Below are 21,545 nucleotides of genomic sequence, written 5' to 3' on the forward strand. Positions count from 1 at the left end.
AGTATGGCTCCCGACGCGAATAAAAGAGAGGCCGCGCGGATCGCCGCGCGGCCTATCAAGTCATCGTCGGGGAAGACGCCACAGAGCGAGACCGGCAAGGCCGATCTCCTGAAGTCACCTTACCAACCAAACATCTGTTGGGGCACGGCCATGCGAGGGAAGCGCTCACAATGAGACCGTTCGCCCAAGACTTGGGCGTTCGAGGGCAGATTGCTCACCTCGCGCCCAAGGCTTGTGCATTCGCACGCCGGCCTTATCGCGGAAGATCCGGCAGCGTGACCAGGTTGAAGCGCACGATCAGGAAGAACAGCACGAAGACGACGGCCGAGACCCAGGTCGTGGTGATGAACTTGCGCTTCAGGTTCGGATTGATCGGCGCGCCCGGATCGCCCCCGCCCGGCGTCTTGAGGCCGGCCTCGTGGTAGCTGCGCGAGCCCAGCGGCAGGACGGCGAACAGCACCGTCCACCAGATGGTCAAGTAGATGGCGAACCAGGTGATCGGGCTCATCAGTGAGCATCCTTACCAGCAGTGTTTTGGGGCGTTTCCATAAGCTCGACCAGCAGGCCGCCCATGTCCCGGGGGTGGACGAAGATGACCGGCGTGCCGTGGGCGCCGATGCGGGGCTCGCCCAGCACGGTCGCGCCCTTGGCCACCAGATCGTCGCGTGCTTCGTAGATGTTCTCGACCTCGAAGCAGATGTGATGTTGGCCGCCTTTGGGGTTCTTGGCCAGGAAGCCATGGATCGGCGAGTTCTCGCCATAGGGCTCGATCAGCTCGATCTGACTGTTGGGCAGGTTGACGAAGCAGACCCAGACCCCCTGCTCCGGCATCGCCCACTTCTCGGTCACCGAGGTGGCGCCCAGGAGGTCGCGGTACATCTTCACCGAGTCGTCGATCGAGGGCGTCGCGACGCCCACGTGGTTGAGCTTGCCGATCATGTTATTCTCCTAGCCGCCGAAGGTACCAATCGGATCGCTGAAAGCCGAGTGCAGATCGTTCAATTGGCTGATGGGCATGTAGAAGCTGCAGCCCTTGCAGGGCTCGGGAACGCCGCAACCCTGCCAATCCCAGAGCGCCTTGACCCGTTCCGAGCCCAGCAGTTCGGCCAGGCTGGCCTCGCGAATATCGCCCAGCATCAGGGCCGTCTTGCCGTCGAAGTCGGCGCAACCGCAGAATGACACCTTGCCGCTCGACAGCACCTGCAGGCTGATCAGCGGCAGCGCGCACTGCTCGGTGTTGCGCCGCGGCGGCATCCACTCGGCGTCCAGCGGCAACGGCTTGGACGTATCGAACACCGTCCAGTTGGCGTAGGTCCGCGTGCCGGGCAGCGACAGCTGGCCCGGTTCGATGCCTGCGCGCTGGGCGACATCGGCCAGCCAGGCGTCGATCTCGTCGGTCGTGCGCTCCCGCAGGTGCCGCGCGCCCAACCCCACCTTGCCGACGCCGAAAATGCGGATCAGCCGGCCCAGCGAGTCCATGAACTGATCGTACTGGTCCTTGCGGGTCATCAGCGCGAATTCTTCGGCGTCCAGGCCGTAGACCGACACCGTGATGCGGTCGAAATAGCCGGCCAGCTCGGCCAGCTCTTCGTCCGTATAGAGATAGGCCATGGTGGCGTTGGTGATCGCCGAGACGCGGGAGATCGCCGGCGTCGCGCGCAGCAGCTTCAGGCGTTCGAGAAGCTGCTTGTCCAGCAGCACCTCGCCGACCATCGGCGTCAGGGTGACCGGACCGCCGCCCAGCGCCGCGTAGTCGGCCACCACCTTGGCGAACACCGCCATGTCCATGCCCTGCTTCTTGCGGGTCTGGATCGAGTACGGGCAGATCACGCAGTCGTTGTTGCAGATATTGACCGTCTCGATGCTGATCGCCAGCGGACGGAAGCGGCCCCTGTGGGTGAAGTACGAGATCCGCTCCGGACGGTAGATGGCCGGGAACTTGGCGATCGGATGCCCCGAGACACGCTCGCGATATTCCGGCGAACCGATGATCTCGGTCTTGATGTCCTCGATCGTCGCACCACGCTCCATCCAGGCCACGCAGGCGGCCAGGGCGTCGGGATCCGGCTCGCGCCTGAGCAGATCCTGGTAGAGGTGGCGGACGATCTGGACCGCGTAGCCATTCTCGCCGGCGCCCGAGGTCGGCGAAGCCGACATCCTGGGCTCGGCGGAACGGCTACGACGGAAAATCACAGGCGCAGGACCGTCGTTTCCACGACCGGCTTGCGTTCCCAGATCCGGAACGCGGCCTTCTTCACGGCGCGGGAGATGGCGCTTTCGATCGCTTCGTCCTGCTCGCGGGTATCGCCCGCCAGCTTCTTGTAGGCGGTCTCGGCCTCCTCGGCGAGATCGTCGAGCGCGTCGTCCAGCGAATACTCTTCGTCGCCGGCCAAGCCGATGCCGCGCACTTGCGGACCCGAGACGATCTTGTTGCGACCGTCCAGGACGATCGACACCACCAGCATCCCGTTGAACGCAGCATGACGGCGCTCGCGCAGGGCGTCGCCGTTCTCGGGCGTGACCACGCCGCCGTCGACATACAGGCGCCCGGCCGGCACCTCGTCGATGATCTCCGGATGCCCCGGCGCCAGGCGCACCATGTCGCCGTTGCGCGGCGAGATGGCGTGCGGGACCTGCAGGTCCTTGGCGAAGGCGGCGTGCTCGATCAGGTGACGGCGCTCGCCATGGGTCGGCACCGCGATCGTTGGACGGACCCAGGCGTACATCTGGCGCAGCTCTTCACGGCACGGGTGACCCGACACGTGGATGCCCGGCGTGTCGCGCTCGGTGTGCAGGCGCACGCCTCGGTCGGCCAGCTTGTTCTGGAGGTTGCGGATCGGGATCTCATTGCCAGGGATGACCCTTGAGGAGAAGATCACATGGTCGCCCTGCCCCAGCTTCACGTGCGGGTGGCTGCCGTCGGCGATGCGCGACAGCGCGGCGCGAGCCTCGCCCTGGCTGCCGGTGCAGAGGAACAGGACCTCGTTCTCGGGCAGGTGCTTGGCCTGATCGTCGTTGATGAAAGGCTCGAGCCCCTGAAGCAGCCCCACCGACCGCGCGGCGGCGGCCATGCGGTGCATCGAGCGGCCAGCGAGGCTGACCTTGCGGCCGCAGGCCTGGGCGGCGCGGATCACGGTGTCCATGCGCGCCACGTTCGAGGCGAAGCAGGCCACGGCGATCTTGCCCGACAAGCTCTGGATCAGGTTGCCCAGCGCCTCGCGGACATCGGCTTCCGATCCCGCCGAGCCTTCGACAAAGACGTTGGTGCTGTCGCAGACCATGGCCAGCACGCCCTCGTCGCCAAGGCGGCGTAGGGCGGCGTCATCGGTCGGCGCGCCAAGCTGCGGCTCGGGATCGATCTTCCAGTCGCCGGTGTGCAGTATCGTGCCCAGCGGCGTCTTGATCGCAAGGCCGTTCGGCTCGGGGATCGAGTGCGTCAGGGTGATCAGTTCCAGGTCGAACGGGCCGAGCGAGAACTTGCCGCCCAGCGGCACCTCGGTGATCGGCACGTCGTCCAGGATGCCCGCGTCCCGCAGCTTTTCGCGCAGCAGAAAGGCGGTGAACGGCGTGGCGTAGACCGGCGCCTTCAGGCGCGGCCACAGCCAGTGCACCGCGCCCAGGTGGTCTTCGTGGGCGTGGGTCAGGACGATGCCGATGATGTCCTTGGCGTAGGGCTCGATATAGGACGGATCGGGCAGAATGATCTCGACGCCCGGCGTCGTCTGGTCGCCAAAGGTCACGCCCAGGTCGACGACGATCCACTTGCGATCGTGCGCCGGCCCGAAGCCGTACAGGTTGAAGTTCATGCCGATCTCGTTCGACCCGCCCAGCGGCAGGAAGACGAGCTCGTCGCTCTTGGATTTTTTCATCAGGTCTCGGAAATGGTGTTTCGACGATAGATTTCGAGAAGACCCCGTATCGTCAGGTCGGAGTCGAAGTGGTCGATGCTGTCGGTGGCGCCCTCGAACAACGAGGCGACGCCGCCGGTGGCGATAACGGTCATGGGCTCGCCGCGCTCAGCCTTGATACGCGAGACGAGCCCTTCGATCAGAGAGATATACCCCCAGAAGACGCCCGATTGCATGGCCGACACCGTATCGGTGCCCACGATCCTGTTACCAGCCGGCCGCTGAATGGCGATCCGAGGCAGCTTGGCCGCCGCCTCGTGCAGGGCTTGCATCGAAAGATTGATGCCCGGCGAGATGATCCCGCCCTCGAACGCGCCGTCGGCGGCCACGATGTCGAAGGTGGTGGCGGTGCCGCTGTCGATCACGATCAGCGGGCCCGGATAGACCATGTGCGCGCCGATGGCGTTGACCAGGCGGTCGGCGCCGGCCTCGGAGGGCTTCTCGATGCGGACATCGATGCCCAGCCGGGCGTTCTCGCCGATCACCAGCGGCTCGACGTTGAGGTAGCGCCGGCTGAGGTTGCGCAGGTTGAAGATCGACTGCGGCACGACGCTGGAGATGATCACCGCGTCGATGGCGCGGAAGCCGATGCCCTGCATCGACAGCAGCTGCGAGAGCCACACCACGTACTCGTCGGCGGTGCGGGTGCTCTCGGTGGCCGCGCGCCACTGAGCCAACCACGACGCGCCGTCGTGAATGGCGAACATGGTGTTGGTGTTGCCCTGTTCAATGGCGAGAAGCATCACGCGCCTCCGAAGAATACATCGCCGGCGGTGATCCTGCGGACACGGCCGTCATCCAGACGAAGCCGCAGAGCTCCGTCGCCGTCCAGGCCCTCGGCGATCCCTTCGACCGTCTCGGTTCCCAGGCGCGCGACGCAAGGCTCGCCCAGGCCATGGGCGCGCGCCGTCCAGGCGTCGGCGATCGCGGGAAAGCCCAGCGAGGTCCAGACACGGAACCAGCGCTCGAACGCCTCGGCCAGGGCCTGGGCGGCCTCGGGGGCGCCCGGCGGCGGAATGTCGCGATGGCTGGCGATCGAGGTGGCGGGTCGTTCGCTGTTGGTCGGCTTGCGCGCCAGGTTGACCCCGACGCCGACGGCCAGCCAAAGGCCGCCCAAGGGCGAGGCGCCCGACTCGATCAGTATGCCGCTGACCTTCAGTCCGCCCAGCAGCGGGTCGTTGGGCCACTTCAGGCTGACCAGGGAGGCCGGCACGTACTGGCCCAGCATGTCGGCCACGGCCAGGGCGACGACGAACGAGACCTGGGCGGCCTCGGCCGGCGGCTTGTCGGTACGCAGAAGCAGGGTGGCGGCGAGGTTGCCCTCGCCCGTTTCCCAGGCCCGACCGCGACGCCCGTGGCCGGCGGTCTGGCGGAGGCCGACCAGCCACACGGGACCGGCCTCGCCAGCCTCGGCCCGGCGACGGGCTTCGGCGTTGGTGGAGTCGATCTCATCGAGAACGACGATGGGTGGGACGACGACGGGCGGACCGCCCGTCACGTCACGCGTGACCAAAGGCGGCCGCGGCGGCCTTGGCGGCGGGATCCAGCCAGACCAGGGCCACGAGCACGATCGGGAACGAGAAGAACGCGGCCGCGATGCCGACGGCGCGCGCCGAGGGCGACGGTGCGTCGGTCGCCCCCGCCGAGGCGTCGAACCAGATCGATTTGATCAGTCGCAGGTAATAGAACGCCGCGACAACCGAGCCGACCAGACCCAGGACGGCGGCCCATTGCAGGGCCACGTCGCCCGCGCCCAGGGCGGCCTTGAAGACGTAATACTTCGACCAGAAACCCGAGAACGGCGGCAGGCCCAGGGCGGACAACGAGAACGCCGTCATGGCCAGGGCGACGCCCGGACGTTCCTTGATCAGGCCGGCCATGTCCTCGATCGTCTCCATCGGCTTGCCGTCGCGGTTCAGCGCCTGCAGGCAGGCGAAGAACCCCGTGACGTCGACCATGTAGAGCACCATGAAGACCAGCATCGCATGCAGGCCGACCTCGCCGCCCGCCGCGACGCCCAGCAGGGCGTAGCCGACATTGGCGATCGAGGAATAGGCCCACAGGCGCTTGAGGTTGGTCTGGGCCAGGCCCGCGAAGGCGCCGATGAAGATCGACAGCAGGGCCGCGATCACCAGGATCTGGCGCCACTGGTCGCCGGCGGCCGGGAAGGCGTCGCCCAGCACGCGGGCGAACATCATCATGGCGGCCAGCTTCGGCGCGGCGGCGAAGAAGCCGACGACCGGGGTCGGGGCGCCTTCATAGACGTCCGGGGTCCACATGTGGAACGGCGCCGCCGAGACCTTGAACGCCAGGCCGCAGATCAGGAACACCAGGCCGAACAGCAGGCCCGTGCCGTGCGCGCCGCCGTGGGCGGCGGCCAGGGCGATCTGGCTGAAGTGGGTCGAGCCGGTGAAACCGTAGATCAGCGAGCTGCCGTACAGCAGCAGGCCCGACGACAGAGCGCCCAGCACGAAATACTTCAGGCCCGCTTCCGACGACTTGGCGTCGTCGCGGCGCATGGCGGCCAGCACGTACAGGGCCAGGGACTGCAGCTCGACGCCGACATAGAGGCTGATCAGGTCGCCAGCCGAGGCGGTCACGCCCATGCCCAGCGCGGCCAGGATCACCAGGACGGCGTATTCGAACTTCTGGTCGTTACGCTGGGCCAGCCAGCGGTCGCCCAGCACCACGGCGATGGCGCTGGAGAGATAGATGGCCACCTTGGCGTAGGTCGCCGCGGCGTCGGCCGCGTAGACGCCGCCGAAGGCTCGGCCATGCGGACCCAGCACCGCCGTGGCGGCGGCCGCGATCAGCGCCGCGACGGCGGCAAGGGTGAAGATGGCCCCGACCTTGCCCCGGAAGGCGCCGGCGACCAGCAGGACGAGCGCCGCGATCGCGAGAACGATCTCAGGCAGGACGAGCGTGAAGTGGGCGGAAAAGGTCATAGGCTCCTCACCCGCCCACGGCGGCGCGCCAGGCGCCGACGAGCGCGTCGACGGACGTCGCGGTCAGGTTGAACACGAGATTGGGATAGACGCCCAGCAGCAGGGTCATCGCGATCAGCGGCACGAACAGCACGATCTCGCGCGCGTCCAGATCGGTGATGGTCTTCAGCTCTGGATTGGTGATCTCGCCGTACATGACCCGGCGATACAGGGTCAGGGCGTACATGGCCGACAGGATCACGCCGGTGGCCGCCACGATCGCCGTCCAGGTCGACGCCTTGTAGACGCCGGTCATGGTCAGGATTTCACCGACGAAGCCCGAGGTGCCCGGCAGGCCGACATTGCCCATGGTGAACAGCAGGAACACGAAGGCGTAGTGCGGCATCCGGTTGGTCAGGCCGCCGTAGAAGGCGATCTCGCGGGTGTGCATGCGGTCGTAGACCACGCCGACGCAGAGGAAGAGCGCGCCGGAGATCACCCCGTGGCTCAGCATCTGGAACAGGGCGCCCTGCTCGCCCGCCGCGTTGCCCGAGAAGATGCCCATGGTCACGAAGCCCATGTGGGCGATCGACGAATAGGCGATCAGCTTCTTGATGTCGGTCTGACGGAAGGCGACCAGCGAGGTGTAGACGATGGCGATGGCCGACATCGCGAACACCAGCGGCTGGAACATCTCCGAGGCGTTGGGGAACATCGGCAGGCTGAAGCGCATGAAGCCGTAGCCGCCGAGCTTCAGCAGGATGCCAGCCAGGATGACCGAACCGGCCGTCGGGGCTTCCACGTGGGCGTCGGGCAGCCAGGTGTGCACCGGCCACATCGGCATCTTCACCGCGAACGAGGCGAAGAAGGCCAGCCACAGCCAGGTCTGCAGCCACGGCGCGAACTTGAACGTCATCAGCGCCGGGATCGACGAGGTGCCGGCGATATTGATCATGGCCAGGATGGCGGCCAGCATCAGGATCGAACCCAGCAGCGTGTAGAGGAAGAACTTGTAGGCCGCGTAGATCCGACGCTTGCCGCCCCAGATGCCGATGATCAGGAACATCGGGACCAGGCTGAATTCGAAGTAGAGATAGAACAGGATCAGGTCGAGCGCGCAGAACACGCCGATCACCAGGGTCTCCAGGACCAGGAAGGCGATCAGATATTCGACGACGCGCTTCTCGACCGACTTCCAGCTGGCGATGATGCAGATCGGCAGCAGGAACGCGGTCAGCAGGACGAACAGCACCGAGATGCCGTCCACGCCCATCCGGTAATGCAGGCCCGCGAACCAGGCCAAGTCTTCCACGAACTGGAAGCCCGGGTTCTTCGGATCGAACTGCAGGGTCAGGACGATCGACAGGCCGAACGTGACCAGGGTGGTCGCGAGCGCGATCCACTTGGCCAGGGTGTCGGTCTTTTCGCTCGCGCCGCTGAAGGCGCGCGCGGCGAGGATCACCGCGACGCCGACGATCGGCGCGAAGGTCGTAAGGCTGAGAAGGCCGCTCATAAGCTCCGTCCCCCTCAACGGAAGGCGTACAGGGCGAAGGTCAGCAAGCCGGCGACGCCGAGCAGCATGACAAACGCGTAGTGATAGAGATAGCCGGTCTGCAGCTTGCCGGTGCGCCTGCCCACCTCATAGGAGAGTTTGCTGACGCCGTCCGGGCCGAGGCCGTCGATGATCTTCTGGTCGCCGCCCTTCCAGAACAGGTCGCCGAGGAACTTGGCGAAGCGCACGAAGGTGGCGTCGTAAAGCTCGTCGAAGAACCACTTGTTGTAGAAGAAGACGTACAGCGGGCCCTTGCGCTCGGCCAGCTTCAGGCCCAGCCGCTCGTTGCCCTTGATGAGGTAGACGTAGACCGCGACCAGCAGGCCCAGGATCGAGGCGATCAGCGGGCTCCACTTCACCCACTCGGCCACTTCGTGCGCCTGATGAAGGACGTGGTTGGTCGGGGCGTTGTAGATCGCGCCGCGCCAGAACTCTTCCTGGTGGTGGCCGACGAAGTAGTCGGTGAACACGAAGCCGGCGAAGATCGCGCCCAGCGACAGCGCCACCAGCGGGATCAGCATCACCAACGGGCTTTCGTGCGGCTTGTGGTCGTGACCATGGCCATGATCGTCATGCGCGTGGTCATCGTGCGCCCCGTGCGCATGGGCGTCGTGACCCTGGGCGGCGTGGGCGTCACCGTGGGCGTGGTGGTCGTCATGACCCCAGCGCGCCTTGCCGTTGAAGGTGAAGAAGGCCAGGCGCCACGAGTAGAACGAGGTCAGGCCCGCGACGAGCACGCCGATCACCCAGGCGAACATGGCGATGCCGTTCTGGCCGCCCGCAGCGAACGCCGCCTCGATGATGGTGTCCTTCGAATAGAAGCCGGCGAAGCCCAGGTGCAGCGGCGGGAAGCCCAGGCCCGTGATGGCGATCGTGCCGATCGTCATGGCGATGAAGGTCACCGGCAGCAGCTTGGCCAGGGCGCCGTACTTCCGCATGTCCTGCTCGTGGTGCATGCCGTGGATCACCGAACCGGCGCCCAGGAACAGCAGCGCCTTGAAGAAGGCGTGGGTGAACAGGTGGAACATGGCCGCCTGGTAGGCGCCGACGCCGGCGGCGAAGAACATGTAGCCGAGCTGCGAACAGGTCGAATAGGCGATCACGCGCTTGATGTCGTTCTGGGTCAGGCCGACAGTGGCGGCGAACAGGGCCGTCACCGCGCCAATCACCGTGACGATGTTCTTGGCCACCGGCGCGTATTCGAACATCGGCGACAGCAGGCACAGCATGTAGACGCCGGCGGTCACCATGGTGGCCGCGTGGATCAGGGCCGACACCGGGGTCGGGCCTTCCATGGCGTCCGGCAGCCAGGTGTGCAGGAAGAACTGCGCCGACTTGCCCATCGCGCCGATGAACAGCAGGAAGCAGGCGATATCCATCAGCGGCCAGGTGTGGCCGGCGAATTCCCAGGTCTTGCCGGCATGGCTGGCGATCATCGGGAACAGCTCGGCGAACTGGATCGTGCCGAACGCCCAGAAGGTGGTCATGATGCCGAGGGCGAAACCGAAGTCGCCGACCCGGTTGACCACGAAGGCCTTGATGGCCGCGGCGCTGGCCGACGGCTTCTTGTACCAGAAGCCGATCAGCAGGTACGAGGCCAGGCCCACGCCTTCCCAGCCGAAGAACAGCTGCATGAAGTCGGCGGCGGTGACCAGCGACAGCATGGCGAAGGTGAACAGCGACAGGTACGCGAAGAAGCGCGGCTTGCTGTCGTCCTCGGCCATGTAGCCCCAGGAATAGATGTGCACGAGCATCGAAACGGTCGTGACCACGATCAGCATGGTCGCCGACAGGGCGTCGATGCGGATCGACCAGTCGGCCTGGAAGTCGCCAATGTGGATGAACGGCAGCAGATGGACGGTGAAGGCCTCCATGTGCCCCCAGGTCCATTGGCTGAACGTGTACCAGGACAGCGCGCAGGACAGGATCAGCGCGCCGGTGGTGACCGACTGCGAGGCCACGTCGCCGATGCGGCGACCGAACAGGCCGGCGATGGCCGCGGCGATGATCGGCGCGAAAACGAGAATGGTGACAAGCGTCTGCATGACGTCGCTTAGCCCTTCATCATGCTGGCGTCGTCAACCGCGATGTCGCCGCGGTTTCGGAAGAAGGTGACGAGGATGGCCAGACCCACGGCCGCCTCGGCGGCGGCGACGGTCAGCACGAACATGGCGAAGATCTGCCCCGCCACATCGTGCAGGAAGGATGAGAACGCCACGAGATTGATGTTCACCGCGAGCAGGATCAGTTCGATCGACATCAGGATGACGATGACGTTCTTGCGGTTCACGAAGATGCCGAAGACGCCGATCGTGAACAGGATCGCGGCGACGACGAGATAGTGCGACAGGCCGATCATTCGGAGATCCCCTCACCCGGCTTGATCTGGACCAGTTCCATGCCGGTCTTCGGCGTGCGGGCGACTTGCTTGCCGATGTCCTGGCGCTTGACGCCCGGCTTGTGGCGCAGGGTCAGGACGATGGCGCCGATCATGGCGACCAACAGCACCAGGCCGGCCAGCTGGAAGAAGAAGACATAGTCGGTGTAGAGCACCCGACCGATCGCCTCGGTGTTGGGCACGCCGCCCGGCGAAGCGTTTGGCAGCGCGTTCCGCGAGGCCGCGCCGTTGGTGGCGACCGCGGCCACGACCATCACCATCTCGGTGGCGATGACCAGGGCGATCGCCCCGCCGAACGGCAGGTACTGCACGAAGCCTTGCCGGAGTTCGGCGAAGTCCACGTCCAGCATCATGACGACGAACAGGAACAGCACCGCGACCGCGCCCACATAGACGACGACCAGCAGCATCGCCAGGAACTCCGCGCCCAGCAGGACGAAGAGGCCGGCGGCCGAGAAGAAGGCGGTGATCAGGAAGAGCACCGAGTGCACGGGATTCCGCGCCGACACGACGAGCAAGCCCGCCGCGATGGTCGTGAAAGCCAGCAGATAGAAAGCGATCGCCTGCAAGGCCATTGGCCCAGGTGCTCCCCTGAAAACTTAAGTCCAATGACGACGCGGCCGAACGGCGCGCCGCCTCCTAGGATTCGCCCGTCCCTTTAACGGTAGGGCGCGTCCAACTCCAGATTCTTCGCGATCAGGCGCTCCCAGCGGTCGCCGTTATCGAGAAGACGTTCCTTGTCGTAGTAGAGCTCCTCGCGGGTCTCGGTCGCGAACTCGATGTTCGGGCCTTCCACGATGGCGTCCACCGGGCAGGCCTCCTGGCACAGGCCGCAGTAGATGCACTTGACCATGTCGATGTCGTAGCGGGTCGTGCGGCGGCTGCCGTCCTCGCGCGGTTCGGCCTCGATGGTGATGGCCTGGGCCGGGCAGATGGCTTCACAGAGCTTGCAGGCGATGCAGCGCTCTTCGCCCGACGGATACCGGCGCAGGGCGTGCTCGCCCCGAAAGCGCGGCGACTGCGGGCCGCGCTCGTTCGGATAGATCACCGTCTTCTTCGGCGCGATCATGTACTTCATGGCGAGGCCAAAGGCGCCCGCGAAGTCCAGAAGGGCCGCGCCCTTGACCGCTTGAGTGATGCGCTGGAACACCAGAGCTCTCCTAAACCTATACTTCGTGAAGGGGCGTTGGCCCCTCCCCGTCTCGATCCGGGCTGAAAGCCCCTATTTCGGCCCGCGCGGGATCACGCAGGTGTAGTTCGACAGCTGAGCGGGGTCGCCCCCGTCCTGCTTGGCCTGGATGATCCCACCCGAAGCCTTGCACTTCTCGCCTTCGCGCCTGAGGTCGTCGTAGCTGACGACCCCGTCGCCCAGGGAATACGATCGGTCCTGAGCCGAGACGGCGCAGGCCGTCAGGGTCAGGGCGGTCAAGCCCAGGGTCGCGAGGACGAGCCGGCGCATCAGGCCGCCGGACCGAACACGCGCCAAGCGGCGACCGCGGCCACCAGCACCAGCGAGGTCGGCAGGAACACCTTCCAGCCCAGTCGCATCAACTGGTCGTAGCGGTAGCGCGGCACGATGGCCTTCGCCATGGCGATCATGAAGAACCAGAAGCAGATCTTGGCGTAGAACACCAAGGCCAGGAATAGATTGCCCCACCAGCCCCAGCTCTTCAGGAAGTCGGTCGGGAAACCGGGATTCCAGCCGCCGAAGAACAGTACGCTGATCATGGCGCACATCAGGACGATATTCGAATACTCGGCGACCATGAACAGCAGGTACGGCGTCGAGCTGTACTCGACCTGGTAACCGGCCACGAGTTCGGATTCGGCTTCCGGCAGATCGAAGGGCGGGCGATTGGTCTCGGCCAGAGCCGAGATGTAGAACATGCCCATCGAGACGACCATGATCGGCACGAGGACGATGTTCTTCAGGCCGCCGCCGAAGACGTTCCAGTTCCAGAACCAGCCCGACTGCTTCTCGACGATGGTCGACAGGTTCATCGAACCAGCCAGCAGGATCACCGTGATGATGATCAGACCGATCGAGACTTCATACGACACCATCTGCGCCGCCGAACGCAGCGCGCCCAGGAACGGGTACTTCGAGTTCGAAGCCCAGCCGCCCATGATGATGCCGTAGACGCCCAGCGAGCTCATCGCCAGCAGATAGAGAATGCCGACATTGAGGTTCGAGACGACCCAGCCCGGCGCGAACGGCACCACGGCCCAGCCGACGAAGCCCAGGACCAGGCTGATCAGCGGCGCCAGGATGAAGATGATCTTGTCGGCGCCAGCCGGGATCACGATCTCCTTCAGCACGAACTTGAAGAAGTCGGCGAAGGACTGCAGCAGGCCGAACGGACCCACGACATTGGGGCCCTTGCGCATCTGGACGCCGGCCCAGATCTTGCGGTCGGCCAGCAGCAGGAAGGCCAGGCTCAGCAGAACCCAGATCACGACGAGCAGGATGCCGCCGGTCGTCAGCCCAAACCAGAGAAGCGGAGAAGTCGAGCCCACGATTTACTCCGCGGCGATCTTGGCGGCGCCGGACGCCACAGCCGCGCATTCGGCCATGGTCACGCTGGCGCGCGCGACGGGGTTGGTCAGGTGGAAAGCCTTGATCGGGCTTTCGAACGGCGCGTCCGAGACCTCGCCGTCAGCGCCGAGCGCGCCGACATCGAACGAGGTCGCGACGGAGCCCGGCGCGTAGTCGATCTGGCCGAAGGTCGGGTGGTCGGCGAACAGCTTGGCGCGCAACTGGTCCAGGCTGTCGTACGGCAGCTTCTGACCCAGCACTTCCGACAGGGCGCGCAGGATCGACCAGTCTTCCTTGGCCTCGCCCTTCGGGAACACCGCGCGGCGGCCCATCTGGACCCGGCCTTCGAGGTTCACGTAGAGGCCGTTCTTCTCGGTGTAGGCGGCGCCCGGCAGGATCACGTCGGCCTTGTGGGCTCCGTTGTCGCCGTGCGTGCCGAGATAGATCTTGAAGGCGCCCGAGGCGGCCGTCTCGCACTCGTCGGCGCCCAGCAGGAGCAGGACATCCAGGGCGCCCGGCTTCAGCATGTCGGCCGTGGCCAGACCGCCCTCGGCCGGGACGAAGCCCATGTCGAGACCGGCGACGCGCGCGGCGGCGGTGTGAAGGACGTTCCAGCCGTTCCAGCCTTCGCGGACGACCTTGACGGTCTTGGCGAGGCCGGCGGCGGCCTTGAGGATGGCCGCGCCGTCGGCGCGGGCCAGAGCGCCCTGGCCGATGATGATGGCGGGACGCTCGGCGGCCTTCAGGGCGTCGATGAAGTCGCCCTTGCTCTTGGCCAGACCCGACAGGGTCTTGGCGCCGGCGCCGAGGTAGTCGTAGTCGAACGTCAGATCGGCCTGTTCGCCGATGACGCCGAAGCGGGTCTTGCCGGCGACCCACTGCTTGCGGAAGCGGGCGTTCAGGACCGGGGCCTCGATCCGCGGATTGGCGCCGACGAACAGAACGACGTCGGCGTTCTCGATGCCGGCGATCGTCGAGTTGAACAGCCAGCTCTCGCGCGGGCCAGCGCCCAGCGCGGCGCCGTCCTGGCGGCTGTCCAGGTTCTTCACGCCCAGGGCGGTGAAGAGGTCCTTGGTCGCCTTCAGGCTCTCGGCGTCCTGCAGGTCGCCGGCGATGACGCCGATACGCTCGGGCGCGGTCGTCTTGATCTTGGCGGCGATGGCGGCGAAGGCTTCGGCCCAGGTCGCCGGCTTCAGGCTGCCGCCGACGCGGACGTACGGACGGTCGAGACGCTGACGGCCCAGGCCGTCGACAGCGTAGCGGGTCTTGTCCGAAATCCACTCCTCGTTGACGTCGTCGTTGTTGCGCGGCAGCACGCGGAGCACGGCCGAGCCGCGGGCGTCGACGCGGATCCACGAGCCGAGCGCATCCATGACGTCGATGCTCTCGGTCTTCTTCAGTTCCCACGGACGGGCTTCGAAGGCGTACGGCTTGGAGGTCAGGGCGCCGACCGGGCACAGGTCGATGACGTTGGCGCTGAGCTCCGACGTCACCGCCGCGCCCAGATAGGTCGTGATTTCAACGTCTTCGCCGCGCGAGATCAGGCCGATCTCCGGCGAACCGGCGACTTCGGTGATGAAGCGGACGCAGCGCGTGCACTGAATGCAGCGCGTCATCACGGTCTTGATGAGCGGGCCCATGGCCTTCTCTTCGACCGCGCGCTTGTTCTCGTCATAGCGGCTGTCGTCGCGGCCGTAGCCGACGGCCTGGTCCTGCAGGTCGCACTCGCCGCCCTGGTCGCAGATCGGGCAGTCCAGCGGGTGGTTGATGAGCAGGAACTCCATCACCCCTTCGCGGGCCTTCTTGACCATCGGGGTCTTGGTGAAGATCTCCTGGCCCTCGGCGGCCGGCAGGGCGCAAGACGCCTGCGGCTTCGGTGGGCCGGGCTTCACCTCGACCAGGCACATGCGGCAGTTGCCGGCGATGGACAGGCGCTCGTGATAGCAGAAGCGCGGGATTTCTTCCCCGGCCAGCTCCGCGACCTGCAGAACCGTCATGCCGGGTTCGAACTCGACTTCGACGCCGTTGACCTTGGCGATAGCCATAATCGTTACTCCGCCGCGATCAGCTTGGCGCCCTGCACGTGCAGGCGACCGCTACGATAGGAAGCGATCCGCTCCTCCACCTCGTGGCGGAAGTGACGGAACAGACCCTGGATCGGCCAGGCGGCCGCGTCGCCCAGGGCGCAGATGGTGTGACCCTCGACCTGGGTCGTGACGTCCAGCAGGGTGTCGATCTCTTTCGGATCGGCCTCGCCGGTCGCCATGCGCTCCATGACGCGCCACATCCAACCGGTGCCTTCGCGGCACGGCGTGCACTGGCCGCAGCTCTCGTGCTTGTAGAAGTAGCTCAGGCGGGCGATGGCGCGGACCAGGTCGGTCGACTTGTCCATGACGATGACGGCCGCGGTGCCGAGACCCGAGCGCAGGTTCCGCAGGGCGTCGAAGTCCATCGGCAGGTCTTCGCACTGCTCGGCCGGGATCATCGGCACGGACGAACCGCCCGGGATGACGGCCTTGAGGTTGCCCCAGCCGCCCCGGATGCCGCCGCAGTGATCTTCCATCAGCTGACGGAAGGGGATGCTCATGGCTTCTTCGACGTTGCAGGGCAGGTTCACGTGGCCCGAGACGCAGAAGAGCTTGGTGCCGGCGTTGTTCGGGCGGCCAAAGCCCGCGAACCAGGCGGCGCCGCGACGCAGGATGGTGCCGGCGACGGCGATGCTCTCGACGTTGTTGACCGTGGTCGGCATGCCGTAGAGGCCCGCGCCGGCCGGGAACGGCGGCTTCAGGCGCGGCTGGCCCTTCTTGCCTTCCAGGCTTTCCAGCAGGGCCGTCTCTTCGCCGCAGATATAGGCGCCGGCGCCGTGGTGGACGTAGAGGTCGAAGTCCCAGCCGTGGACGTTGTTCTTGCCGATCAGCTTGGCCTCGTAGGCCTGCTTGATGGCTTCTTCCAGCACCTCGCGCTCACGGACGTATTCGCCGCGAATGTAGATGTAGCAGGCGTGGGCCAGCATGGCGCGCGAGGCGATCAGGCAACCCTCGATCAGGAGGTGCGGATCATGCCGCATGATCTCCCGGTCCTTGCAGGTGCCCGGCTCGGATTCGTCGGCGTTGACGACCAGGTAGTGCGGACGACCGTCCTTCACTTCCTTGGGCATGAACGACCACTTCAGGCCGGTGCCGAAGCCCGCCCCGCCCCGGCCGCGCAGGCCGGAGTTCTTCATGTTGTCGATGATCCAGTCGCGCCCGGCGTCCAGGATGTCCTTGGTGCCATTCCAGCAGCCGCGCTTCTTCGCGCCCTCGAGGCCCCAATCATGGAGACCGTAGAGGTTCGTGAAGATGCGGTCCTTGTCTTCGAGGATACCGACCATGACTCAGCTTTGCGGATCGAATGGATGGGCGCGCACATAGCGCGTCCGACGAATGATGACATAGGCGAAAAGCAGCCAGCCGGCGCCAATCGTGACGAGACCGGCGACGACCGCCCAGAACGGGGCGCCCTGCACGGTGCGACCCCAGATCAGCAGGATCGCGCCTAGCAGGCACGCCACGAAGCCCACGCCGCGTTCACGGCGATGGAGGCCCCGGATGGTGTCGGCATAGGCCGCGCGGCGGAGGTTGAGTTCGCTGTCGTCGATCATGACGAAGCCCCCTCTCCCTTGGATCCGCGCATCCAGCCCAGGATGAACCAGACGTGCGAGCCCAGGCCCGCGATGATGGCGCCCAGAAAGACCAGCCGCAGCCAGTCGATCCGCAGCGACACCGCGCCATAGATCGCGACGCCAGCCAGCACGAAGCACACCGCGTTGATGACGAGCATCGCGGTCAGGCGCTTCTTTTGCAGGGCGGCGTCGGCGGTCATGTTAGGCGGTCGCCTCAGGCTTGGCCTTCGTGGCCTTGGGCTTCTCCGGTAGGTTCGGGATCTTGATCTTCTTGGCGTAGCTGCCGTCGTACAGCTTCGGGTCCGTCAGGGTGTGGATCGCGCCCTTCGGCTCCGAGGCGCCCCGACCGTCGTAGCTGCCCGGCTTCGGATTCTTGCCGGCCGCGAAGTCGTCGAGGATCTGAGCCAGGCTCTCCGGCGTCAGGTCCTCGTAATAGTAGTCGTTGATCGCGGCCATCGGCGCGTTGCAGCACGCGCCCAGGCACTCGACCTCTTCCCAGCTGAACTTGCCGTCGGCCGAGACGTGGTTGGCGTCGCCGATCTTGGCCTTCAGCACGGCCTTCAGGTCCAGCGCGCCGCGCAGCTGGCACGGCGTGGTGCCGCACAGCTGCACGAATGCGACCTTGCCGACCGGCTGCAGCTGGAACATCACGTAGAAGGTGGCCACTTCCAGCACGCGGATGACCGGCATCTCGAGTTGCTTGGCGATCTCCTGGATCGCCGGTTCCGAGATCCAGCCCTCCTGCTTCTGGGCCAGCCACAGCATCGGGATCACCGCCGACTGCTTGCGGGCGGCGGGATACTTGGCTTTCCACCAGTCGGCCTTGGCCTGGCTGTCCTTGGAGAAGGCGAAGCTGGCCGGCTGTTCCTTGGCGAGACGACGAACACTCATCGGGCGAAATCCACGCGGACGATCTTGTCGCCCTTGAAGGTGTAGATGGCGGCGACCTGGAACGGCGCATCGCCGTTGCCGCGGTCGACATGCTCGTGGTCAATCACGTTCGCACCGACCACGATGCGGTTCAGCAGCTTGGCCTGGTTCTTGGGGAACTCGGCGAAGGTCTTGGCGTAGAAGGCGCGATAGGCGTCGAGCCCCGTGCGCGCCACGTCGCCGTTCAGGCCCGCCACGACGACGTCGTCGGCGAAGTGGGCGCAGTGCGCGTCCAGGTCCTGGGCGTTGTAGGCGTCCAGCTGAGCTTGGGCTATCGCTTCCAGGCTCACCGGTCGACCTCGCCGAACACGATGTCGAGCGAGCCCAGGATGGCCGAAACGTCGGCCAGCTGGTGGCCGCGGTTCATCCAGTCCATCGCCGCCAGGTGCGAGAAGCCCGGCGCCTTGATCTTCACGCGATACGGCTTGTTGGCGCCGTTGCTGACCACGTAGACGCCGAACTCGCCCTTGGGGGCTTCGACGGCCGCGTAGACCTCGCCTTCCGGCGTCTTGAAGCCCTCGGTGTAGAGCTTGAAGTGGTGGATCAGGGCTTCCATCGAGCGCTTCATCTCGGCGCGACGCGGCGGGCTGACCTTGTTGTCCTCGGTCAGCACCGGACCCGGCGTGCCGCGCAGCATGGCGACCGCCTGCAGGATGATCTTCGTCGACTCGCGCATCTCCTGCATGCGGCAGAGATACCGATCGTAGCAGTCGCCATTCTTGCCCAGCGGGATGTCGAACTCGAACTCGTTGTAGTTCTCGTACGGCTGGTTGCGGCGCAGGTCCCAGGCGATGCCCGAACCGCGCACCATCACGCCCGAGAAACCCCAGGCCCACGCGTCTTCCTTGGTCACGACGCCGATGTCGACGTTGCGCTGCTTGAAGATGCGGTTGTCGGTGATCAGGCCTTCGATGTCGTCGCAGATCTTGGGGAAAGCCTTCGCCCAGGTCTCGATATCGTCGATCAGGCTGGGGGTCAGGTCCTGGTGGACGCCGCCCGGACGGAAATAGTTGGCGTGCAGGCGAGCGCCGCAGGCGCGCTCGTAGAACACCATCAGCTTCTCGCGCTCCTCGAAGCCCCAGAGCGGCGGCGTCAGGGCGCCGACGTCCATGGCCTGGGTCGTCACGTTCAGCAGGTGATTGAGGATGCGACCGATCTCGCAGAACAGCACGCGCACGATCTGACCGCGCCGGGGCACTTCCACGCCCAGCAGCTTCTCGATGGCCAGGCAGAACGCGTGCTCCTGGTTCATCGGCGCCACGTAGTCGAGGCGGTCGAAGTACGGGATGTTCTGCAGGTAGGTGCGCGCTTCCATCAGCTTCTCGGTGCCGCGATGCAGCAGGCCGATGTGCGGATCGACGCGTTCGACGATTTCGCCGTCCAGCTCCAGCACCAGGCGCAACACGCCGTGCGCGGCCGGGTGCTGCGGGCCGAAGTTGATGTTGAACTTGCGAACGGGCGTCTCCGGGATGGCCGGAGTCGTCGGTTGATCGCGGAAGAAGTCGGTCGCCGCGGCGGGCGAATTGGCGCCAGTCATGATTTAAGCGTCCCCTGCCCGCTTCTCGGCCTTCTCGTCGCCCGGCAGGGCGTACTTGGCGCCCTCCCACGGAGACAGGAAATCGAACGCGCGGAACTCGGTGATCTTGACGGGTTCATAGACGACGCGCTTGAGCTCGTCGTCGTAGCGCACTTCCACATAACCCGTCATCGGGAAGTCCTTCCGCAACGGGTGGCCGTGGAAGCCGTAGTCGGTCAGGATCCGGCGCAGGTCCGGATGGCCTTCGAAGAAGATACCGAACATGTCGAACGCCTCGCGCTCGAACCAGTCGGCGACCGGGAACACCGGCGTGGCGCTGGGCACCGGGGTGTCCTCGTCCGTCATCACCTTCAGGCGGATGCGGGTGTTCTTCACCATCGACAGCAGGTGATAGACGACATCGAAGCGCGCGGCTCGCTCCGGATAGTCCACGCCCGTCAGGTCGACCAGTTGGTGGAAGCGGCAGGCCGCGTCATCGCGCAGGAAGGTCAGGGTCTCGACCACGGTCGCGGCCTTGGCCACGATCGTCAGTTCACCGAACGCCACCGAGTGGCCCAGCACGCCGGGCGCGCGGGCGACGATGTCCTGGCCCAGGGTATCGAGGTCTTGGCTCATCGCTCGATCGTCCCCGTGCGACGGATCTTCTTCTGGAGCTGCAGCACGCCGTAGACCAGGGCTTCGGCCGTCGGCGGGCAGCCCGGCACGTAGATGTCGACCGGCACGACGCGGTCGCAGCCGCGCACGACGCTGTAGCTGTAGTAATAGTAGCCGCCGCCATTGGCGCAGCTGCCCATCGAGATGACGTAGCGCGGCTCCGGCATCTGGTCATAGACCTTGCGCAGGGCCGGAGCCATCTTGTTGGTCAGGGTGCCCGCGACGATCATCACGTCCGACTGGCGCGGGCTGGCGCGCGGCGCGAAGCCGAAGCGCTCCAGGTCATAACGCGGCATGGCCGAGTGCATCATCTCGACGGCGCAGCACGCCAGGCCGAACGTCATCCACATCAGCGAACCGGTGCGGGCCCAGGTGATCAGGTCATCGGCGGCGGCCGTGATAAAGCCCTTGTCCGCCAGCTGCTGCGAGACGCCATCAAAGAACGGGTCGTGCAGTTTGGGGTCATAGCCCTCGACCGTCGAACGGCCGCCCGAAAGCGCCGGAACCGACGATGAATTGGCGGGAACGATCACTCCCATTCGAGGGCGCCCTTCTTCCATTCATAGATAAAGCCGACGGTCAGCACGCCCAGGAAGGTCATCATCGACCAGAAGGCGAACTGGGCCACGTCGTGCGGCAGCTTCATCAGCGTGACCGCCCAGGGGAACAGGAACGCCACTTCCAGGTCGAAGATGATGAAGAGGATCGACACCAGATAGAACCGGACGTCGAATTTCATGCGCGCATCGTCGAAGGCGTTGAAGCCGCATTCGTAGGCGGACAGTTTTTCCGGGTCCGGCGCCTTCGGCGCAAGCACGGCTGCCGCGAGGATGAAGACGATGCCGATGGCCGCCGCGATCCCTAGGAAGATCACGATCGGCAGATACTGGAGAAGGAAGGCGGTCATGACAGCCCTTGGCTTGAATCGAGCGGGTTGTAGCCCACTGTCGCCAACGCTTCAAACGCCGGAACCACATTGAGAAACGATCGCAACTAGAGTTGTTTCCGCTAACGGCGATCGATTGCACGCGAACGCTTTCGTCTGTGTCTCAAAGGACCGGCGCGACCGCCCCGCTCTGCTCCATCCACATGAAATCGCCCAGCCCCGCCGGGCTATTTGCCGCTTCTTCGATATGGCCGTTGACACGAGTCTTCGCCCGACATATCAGACGCCCCTCGCCGCAGGGCGGGTCGCACTTTCGCTTCGGCGAAGGGATATGCGGATGTAGCTCAGTTGGTTAGAGCGCCGGCCTGTCACGCCGGAGGTCGCGGGTTCGAGTCCCGTCATTCGCGCCACCCCTTTAAAATGGGGTCGGAAAGCACCCTCCTCTCGGTTTTACGGACGACCGTCGCGCCCAGGCGCACGACGCGGATGTAGCTCAGTTGGTTAGAGCGCCGGCCTGTCACGCCGGAGGTCGCGGGTTCGAGTCCCGTCATTCGCGCCA

Annotated in this window: 24 protein-coding genes, 2 tRNA genes and 1 pseudogene; 2 read left to right on the forward strand and 25 right to left on the reverse strand. The window is 65.8% G+C overall.

Features of this window, described 5'->3' with window-relative positions:
- Positions 1-21: 21 nt before the first annotated feature.
- From AC07R7_RS15970 to AC07R7_RS16090, 25 genes and pseudogenes are all read right to left on the reverse strand, one after another.
- Positions 22-211 (reverse strand): annotated as a pseudogene (locus AC07R7_RS15970) (hypothetical protein); the annotation flags it as partial.
- 42 nt (positions 212-253) lie between these two features.
- A complete protein-coding gene (locus AC07R7_RS15975) occupies positions 254-508 on the reverse strand; it encodes a DUF1467 family protein (protein WP_494635841.1) in 255 nt (84 codons plus the stop codon).
- Entirely contained in the window at positions 508-939 is a 432-nt protein-coding gene (gene mce, locus AC07R7_RS15980) for a methylmalonyl-CoA epimerase (protein WP_494635842.1), read from the reverse strand. The genes AC07R7_RS15975 and mce overlap by 1 nt, the downstream gene beginning before the upstream one ends.
- A gap of 9 nt (positions 940-948) precedes the next feature.
- Positions 949-2,157, reverse strand: coding sequence for a radical SAM/SPASM domain-containing protein (locus AC07R7_RS15985; RefSeq protein WP_494635843.1), 1,209 nt, complete (start codon positions 2,155-2,157; stop codon positions 949-951).
- Positions 2,158-2,189: 32 nt separating this feature from the next.
- Entirely contained in the window at positions 2,190-3,869 is a 1,680-nt protein-coding gene (locus AC07R7_RS15990; RefSeq protein WP_494635844.1) for a ribonuclease J, read from the reverse strand.
- Positions 3,869-4,654 (reverse strand): type III pantothenate kinase, encoded by a 786-nt coding sequence (locus tag AC07R7_RS15995; protein ID WP_492838575.1) that lies wholly within the window; start codon positions 4,652-4,654, stop codon positions 3,869-3,871. The genes AC07R7_RS15990 and AC07R7_RS15995 overlap by 1 nt, the downstream gene beginning before the upstream one ends.
- Entirely contained in the window at positions 4,651-5,406 is a 756-nt protein-coding gene (locus AC07R7_RS16000) for a biotin--[acetyl-CoA-carboxylase] ligase (protein ID WP_494635875.1), read from the reverse strand. Before AC07R7_RS16000 ends, AC07R7_RS15995 begins: the two co-directional genes overlap by 4 nt.
- Before the next feature lies 1 nt (position 5,407).
- Positions 5,408-6,853, reverse strand: coding sequence for an NADH-quinone oxidoreductase subunit NuoN (gene nuoN / locus AC07R7_RS16005; RefSeq protein WP_494635846.1), 1,446 nt, complete (start codon positions 6,851-6,853; stop codon positions 5,408-5,410).
- A 7-nt stretch (positions 6,854-6,860) separates the two neighbouring features.
- Positions 6,861-8,363, reverse strand: coding sequence for an NADH-quinone oxidoreductase subunit M (locus AC07R7_RS16010; protein WP_494635847.1), 1,503 nt, complete (start codon positions 8,361-8,363; stop codon positions 6,861-6,863).
- Positions 8,360-10,429 (reverse strand): NADH-quinone oxidoreductase subunit L, encoded by a 2,070-nt coding sequence (gene nuoL / locus AC07R7_RS16015; protein WP_494635848.1) that lies wholly within the window; start codon positions 10,427-10,429, stop codon positions 8,360-8,362. Before nuoL ends, AC07R7_RS16010 begins: the two co-directional genes overlap by 4 nt.
- A gap of 8 nt (positions 10,430-10,437) precedes the next feature.
- On the reverse strand, positions 10,438-10,743 hold the full coding sequence (gene nuoK, locus AC07R7_RS16020; RefSeq protein WP_099577602.1) for an NADH-quinone oxidoreductase subunit NuoK: 306 nt from the start codon (positions 10,741-10,743) through the stop codon (positions 10,438-10,440).
- Positions 10,740-11,357 (reverse strand): NADH-quinone oxidoreductase subunit J, encoded by a 618-nt coding sequence (locus AC07R7_RS16025; protein WP_494635849.1) that lies wholly within the window; start codon positions 11,355-11,357, stop codon positions 10,740-10,742. Before AC07R7_RS16025 ends, nuoK begins: the two co-directional genes overlap by 4 nt.
- 83 nt (positions 11,358-11,440) lie before the next feature.
- Positions 11,441-11,932 carry an NADH-quinone oxidoreductase subunit NuoI gene (nuoI, locus tag AC07R7_RS16030; RefSeq protein WP_056051151.1) on the reverse strand — a complete coding sequence of 164 codons (492 nt, stop codon included), beginning with the start codon at positions 11,930-11,932 and terminating at the stop codon, positions 11,441-11,443.
- A gap of 72 nt (positions 11,933-12,004) precedes the next feature.
- On the reverse strand, positions 12,005-12,241 hold the full coding sequence (locus tag AC07R7_RS16035) for a hypothetical protein (protein ID WP_492838586.1): 237 nt from the start codon (positions 12,239-12,241) through the stop codon (positions 12,005-12,007).
- Positions 12,241-13,299: an NADH-quinone oxidoreductase subunit NuoH gene (nuoH, locus tag AC07R7_RS16040; RefSeq protein WP_492838588.1), complete on the reverse strand. Its 1,059-nt coding sequence runs from the start codon at positions 13,297-13,299 to the stop codon at positions 12,241-12,243. Before nuoH ends, AC07R7_RS16035 begins: the two co-directional genes overlap by 1 nt.
- A 3-nt stretch (positions 13,300-13,302) precedes the next feature.
- Positions 13,303-15,363: an NADH-quinone oxidoreductase subunit NuoG gene (nuoG, locus tag AC07R7_RS16045; RefSeq protein WP_494635851.1), complete on the reverse strand. Its 2,061-nt coding sequence runs from the start codon at positions 15,361-15,363 to the stop codon at positions 13,303-13,305.
- A 5-nt stretch (positions 15,364-15,368) separates the two neighbouring features.
- The gene (nuoF, locus tag AC07R7_RS16050) at positions 15,369-16,688 is read right to left on the reverse strand and encodes an NADH-quinone oxidoreductase subunit NuoF (RefSeq protein ID WP_494635852.1); all 1,320 of its coding nucleotides are present in this window, start codon (positions 16,686-16,688) and stop codon (positions 15,369-15,371) included.
- 3 nt (positions 16,689-16,691) lie between these two features.
- Positions 16,692-16,958, reverse strand: a complete 267-nt coding sequence (locus tag AC07R7_RS16055; protein WP_395443429.1) for a hypothetical protein — start codon at positions 16,956-16,958, stop codon at positions 16,692-16,694.
- Positions 16,955-17,179, reverse strand: coding sequence for a hypothetical protein (locus tag AC07R7_RS16060; RefSeq protein ID WP_395443428.1), 225 nt, complete (start codon positions 17,177-17,179; stop codon positions 16,955-16,957). The genes AC07R7_RS16055 and AC07R7_RS16060 overlap by 4 nt, the downstream gene beginning before the upstream one ends.
- Before the next feature lies 1 nt (position 17,180).
- Positions 17,181-17,870 carry an NADH-quinone oxidoreductase subunit NuoE gene (gene nuoE, locus AC07R7_RS16065; RefSeq protein ID WP_492838598.1) on the reverse strand — a complete coding sequence of 230 codons (690 nt, stop codon included), beginning with the start codon at positions 17,868-17,870 and terminating at the stop codon, positions 17,181-17,183.
- Positions 17,867-18,199 (reverse strand): nuclear transport factor 2 family protein, encoded by a 333-nt coding sequence (locus AC07R7_RS16070; RefSeq protein WP_494635853.1) that lies wholly within the window; start codon positions 18,197-18,199, stop codon positions 17,867-17,869. The genes nuoE and AC07R7_RS16070 overlap by 4 nt, the downstream gene beginning before the upstream one ends.
- Complete coding sequence (locus AC07R7_RS16075) at positions 18,196-19,446, reverse strand: NADH-quinone oxidoreductase subunit D (RefSeq protein WP_492838602.1); 1,251 nt, start codon at positions 19,444-19,446, stop codon at positions 18,196-18,198. The genes AC07R7_RS16070 and AC07R7_RS16075 overlap by 4 nt, the downstream gene beginning before the upstream one ends.
- Before the next feature lie 3 nt (positions 19,447-19,449).
- A complete protein-coding gene (locus tag AC07R7_RS16080; protein ID WP_494635854.1) occupies positions 19,450-20,061 on the reverse strand; it encodes an NADH-quinone oxidoreductase subunit C in 612 nt (203 codons plus the stop codon).
- Positions 20,058-20,660 carry a NuoB/complex I 20 kDa subunit family protein gene (locus tag AC07R7_RS16085; RefSeq protein WP_492838606.1) on the reverse strand — a complete coding sequence of 201 codons (603 nt, stop codon included), beginning with the start codon at positions 20,658-20,660 and terminating at the stop codon, positions 20,058-20,060. Before AC07R7_RS16085 ends, AC07R7_RS16080 begins: the two co-directional genes overlap by 4 nt.
- Positions 20,630-21,007, reverse strand: coding sequence for an NADH-quinone oxidoreductase subunit A (locus tag AC07R7_RS16090; RefSeq protein WP_125158569.1), 378 nt, complete (start codon positions 21,005-21,007; stop codon positions 20,630-20,632). Before AC07R7_RS16090 ends, AC07R7_RS16085 begins: the two co-directional genes overlap by 31 nt.
- A 312-nt stretch (positions 21,008-21,319) precedes the next feature.
- On the opposite strand from AC07R7_RS16090, the gene AC07R7_RS16095 reads away from it, so the two are divergent.
- Both AC07R7_RS16095 and AC07R7_RS16100 read left to right on the forward strand, forming a co-directional pair.
- Positions 21,320-21,396, forward strand: a tRNA-Asp gene (locus AC07R7_RS16095).
- A 72-nt stretch (positions 21,397-21,468) separates the two neighbouring features.
- Positions 21,469-21,545, forward strand: a tRNA-Asp gene (locus AC07R7_RS16100).

The sequence above is a fragment of the Caulobacter sp. GW821-FHT05F04 genome, assembly GCF_059419665.1.

Bases quoted from the DNA above. Each gene is read 5' to 3' on its own strand.
- AC07R7_RS16075 (WP_492838602.1), bottom strand. From the start codon at position 19,446: ATGACTGGCGCCAATTCGCCCGCCGCGGCGACCGACTTCTTCCGCGAT.
- AC07R7_RS16025 (WP_494635849.1), bottom strand. From the start codon at position 11,357: ATGGCCTTGCAGGCGATCGCTTTCTATCTGCTGGCTTTCACGACCATC.
- AC07R7_RS16085 (WP_492838606.1), bottom strand. From the start codon at position 20,660: ATGGAAGAAGGGCGCCCTCGAATGGGAGTGATCGTTCCCGCCAATTCA.
- nuoN (WP_494635846.1), bottom strand. From the start codon at position 6,853: ATGACCTTTTCCGCCCACTTCACGCTCGTCCTGCCTGAGATCGTTCTC.
- AC07R7_RS15975 (WP_494635841.1), bottom strand. From the start codon at position 508: ATGAGCCCGATCACCTGGTTCGCCATCTACTTGACCATCTGGTGGACG.
- AC07R7_RS15985 (WP_494635843.1), bottom strand. From the start codon at position 2,157: ATGTCGGCTTCGCCGACCTCGGGCGCCGGCGAGAATGGCTACGCGGTC.
- AC07R7_RS16060 (WP_395443428.1), bottom strand. From the start codon at position 17,179: ATGACCGCCGACGCCGCCCTGCAAAAGAAGCGCCTGACCGCGATGCTC.
- AC07R7_RS16035 (WP_492838586.1), bottom strand. From the start codon at position 12,241: ATGCGCCGGCTCGTCCTCGCGACCCTGGGCTTGACCGCCCTGACCCTG.
- AC07R7_RS16055 (WP_395443429.1), bottom strand. From the start codon at position 16,958: ATGATCGACGACAGCGAACTCAACCTCCGCCGCGCGGCCTATGCCGAC.
- nuoG (WP_494635851.1), bottom strand. From the start codon at position 15,363: ATGGCTATCGCCAAGGTCAACGGCGTCGAAGTCGAGTTCGAACCCGGC.
- nuoE (WP_492838598.1), bottom strand. From the start codon at position 17,870: ATGAGTGTTCGTCGTCTCGCCAAGGAACAGCCGGCCAGCTTCGCCTTC.
- nuoF (WP_494635852.1), bottom strand. From the start codon at position 16,688: ATGGTCGGTATCCTCGAAGACAAGGACCGCATCTTCACGAACCTCTAC.
- nuoK (WP_099577602.1), bottom strand. From the start codon at position 10,743: ATGATCGGCCTGTCGCACTATCTCGTCGTCGCCGCGATCCTGTTCACG.
- AC07R7_RS16080 (WP_494635854.1), bottom strand. From the start codon at position 20,061: ATGAGCCAAGACCTCGATACCCTGGGCCAGGACATCGTCGCCCGCGCG.
- mce (WP_494635842.1), bottom strand. From the start codon at position 939: ATGATCGGCAAGCTCAACCACGTGGGCGTCGCGACGCCCTCGATCGAC.
- AC07R7_RS16090 (WP_125158569.1), bottom strand. From the start codon at position 21,007: ATGACCGCCTTCCTTCTCCAGTATCTGCCGATCGTGATCTTCCTAGGG.
- nuoL (WP_494635848.1), bottom strand. From the start codon at position 10,429: ATGCAGACGCTTGTCACCATTCTCGTTTTCGCGCCGATCATCGCCGCG.
- AC07R7_RS15990 (WP_494635844.1), bottom strand. From the start codon at position 3,869: ATGAAAAAATCCAAGAGCGACGAGCTCGTCTTCCTGCCGCTGGGCGGG.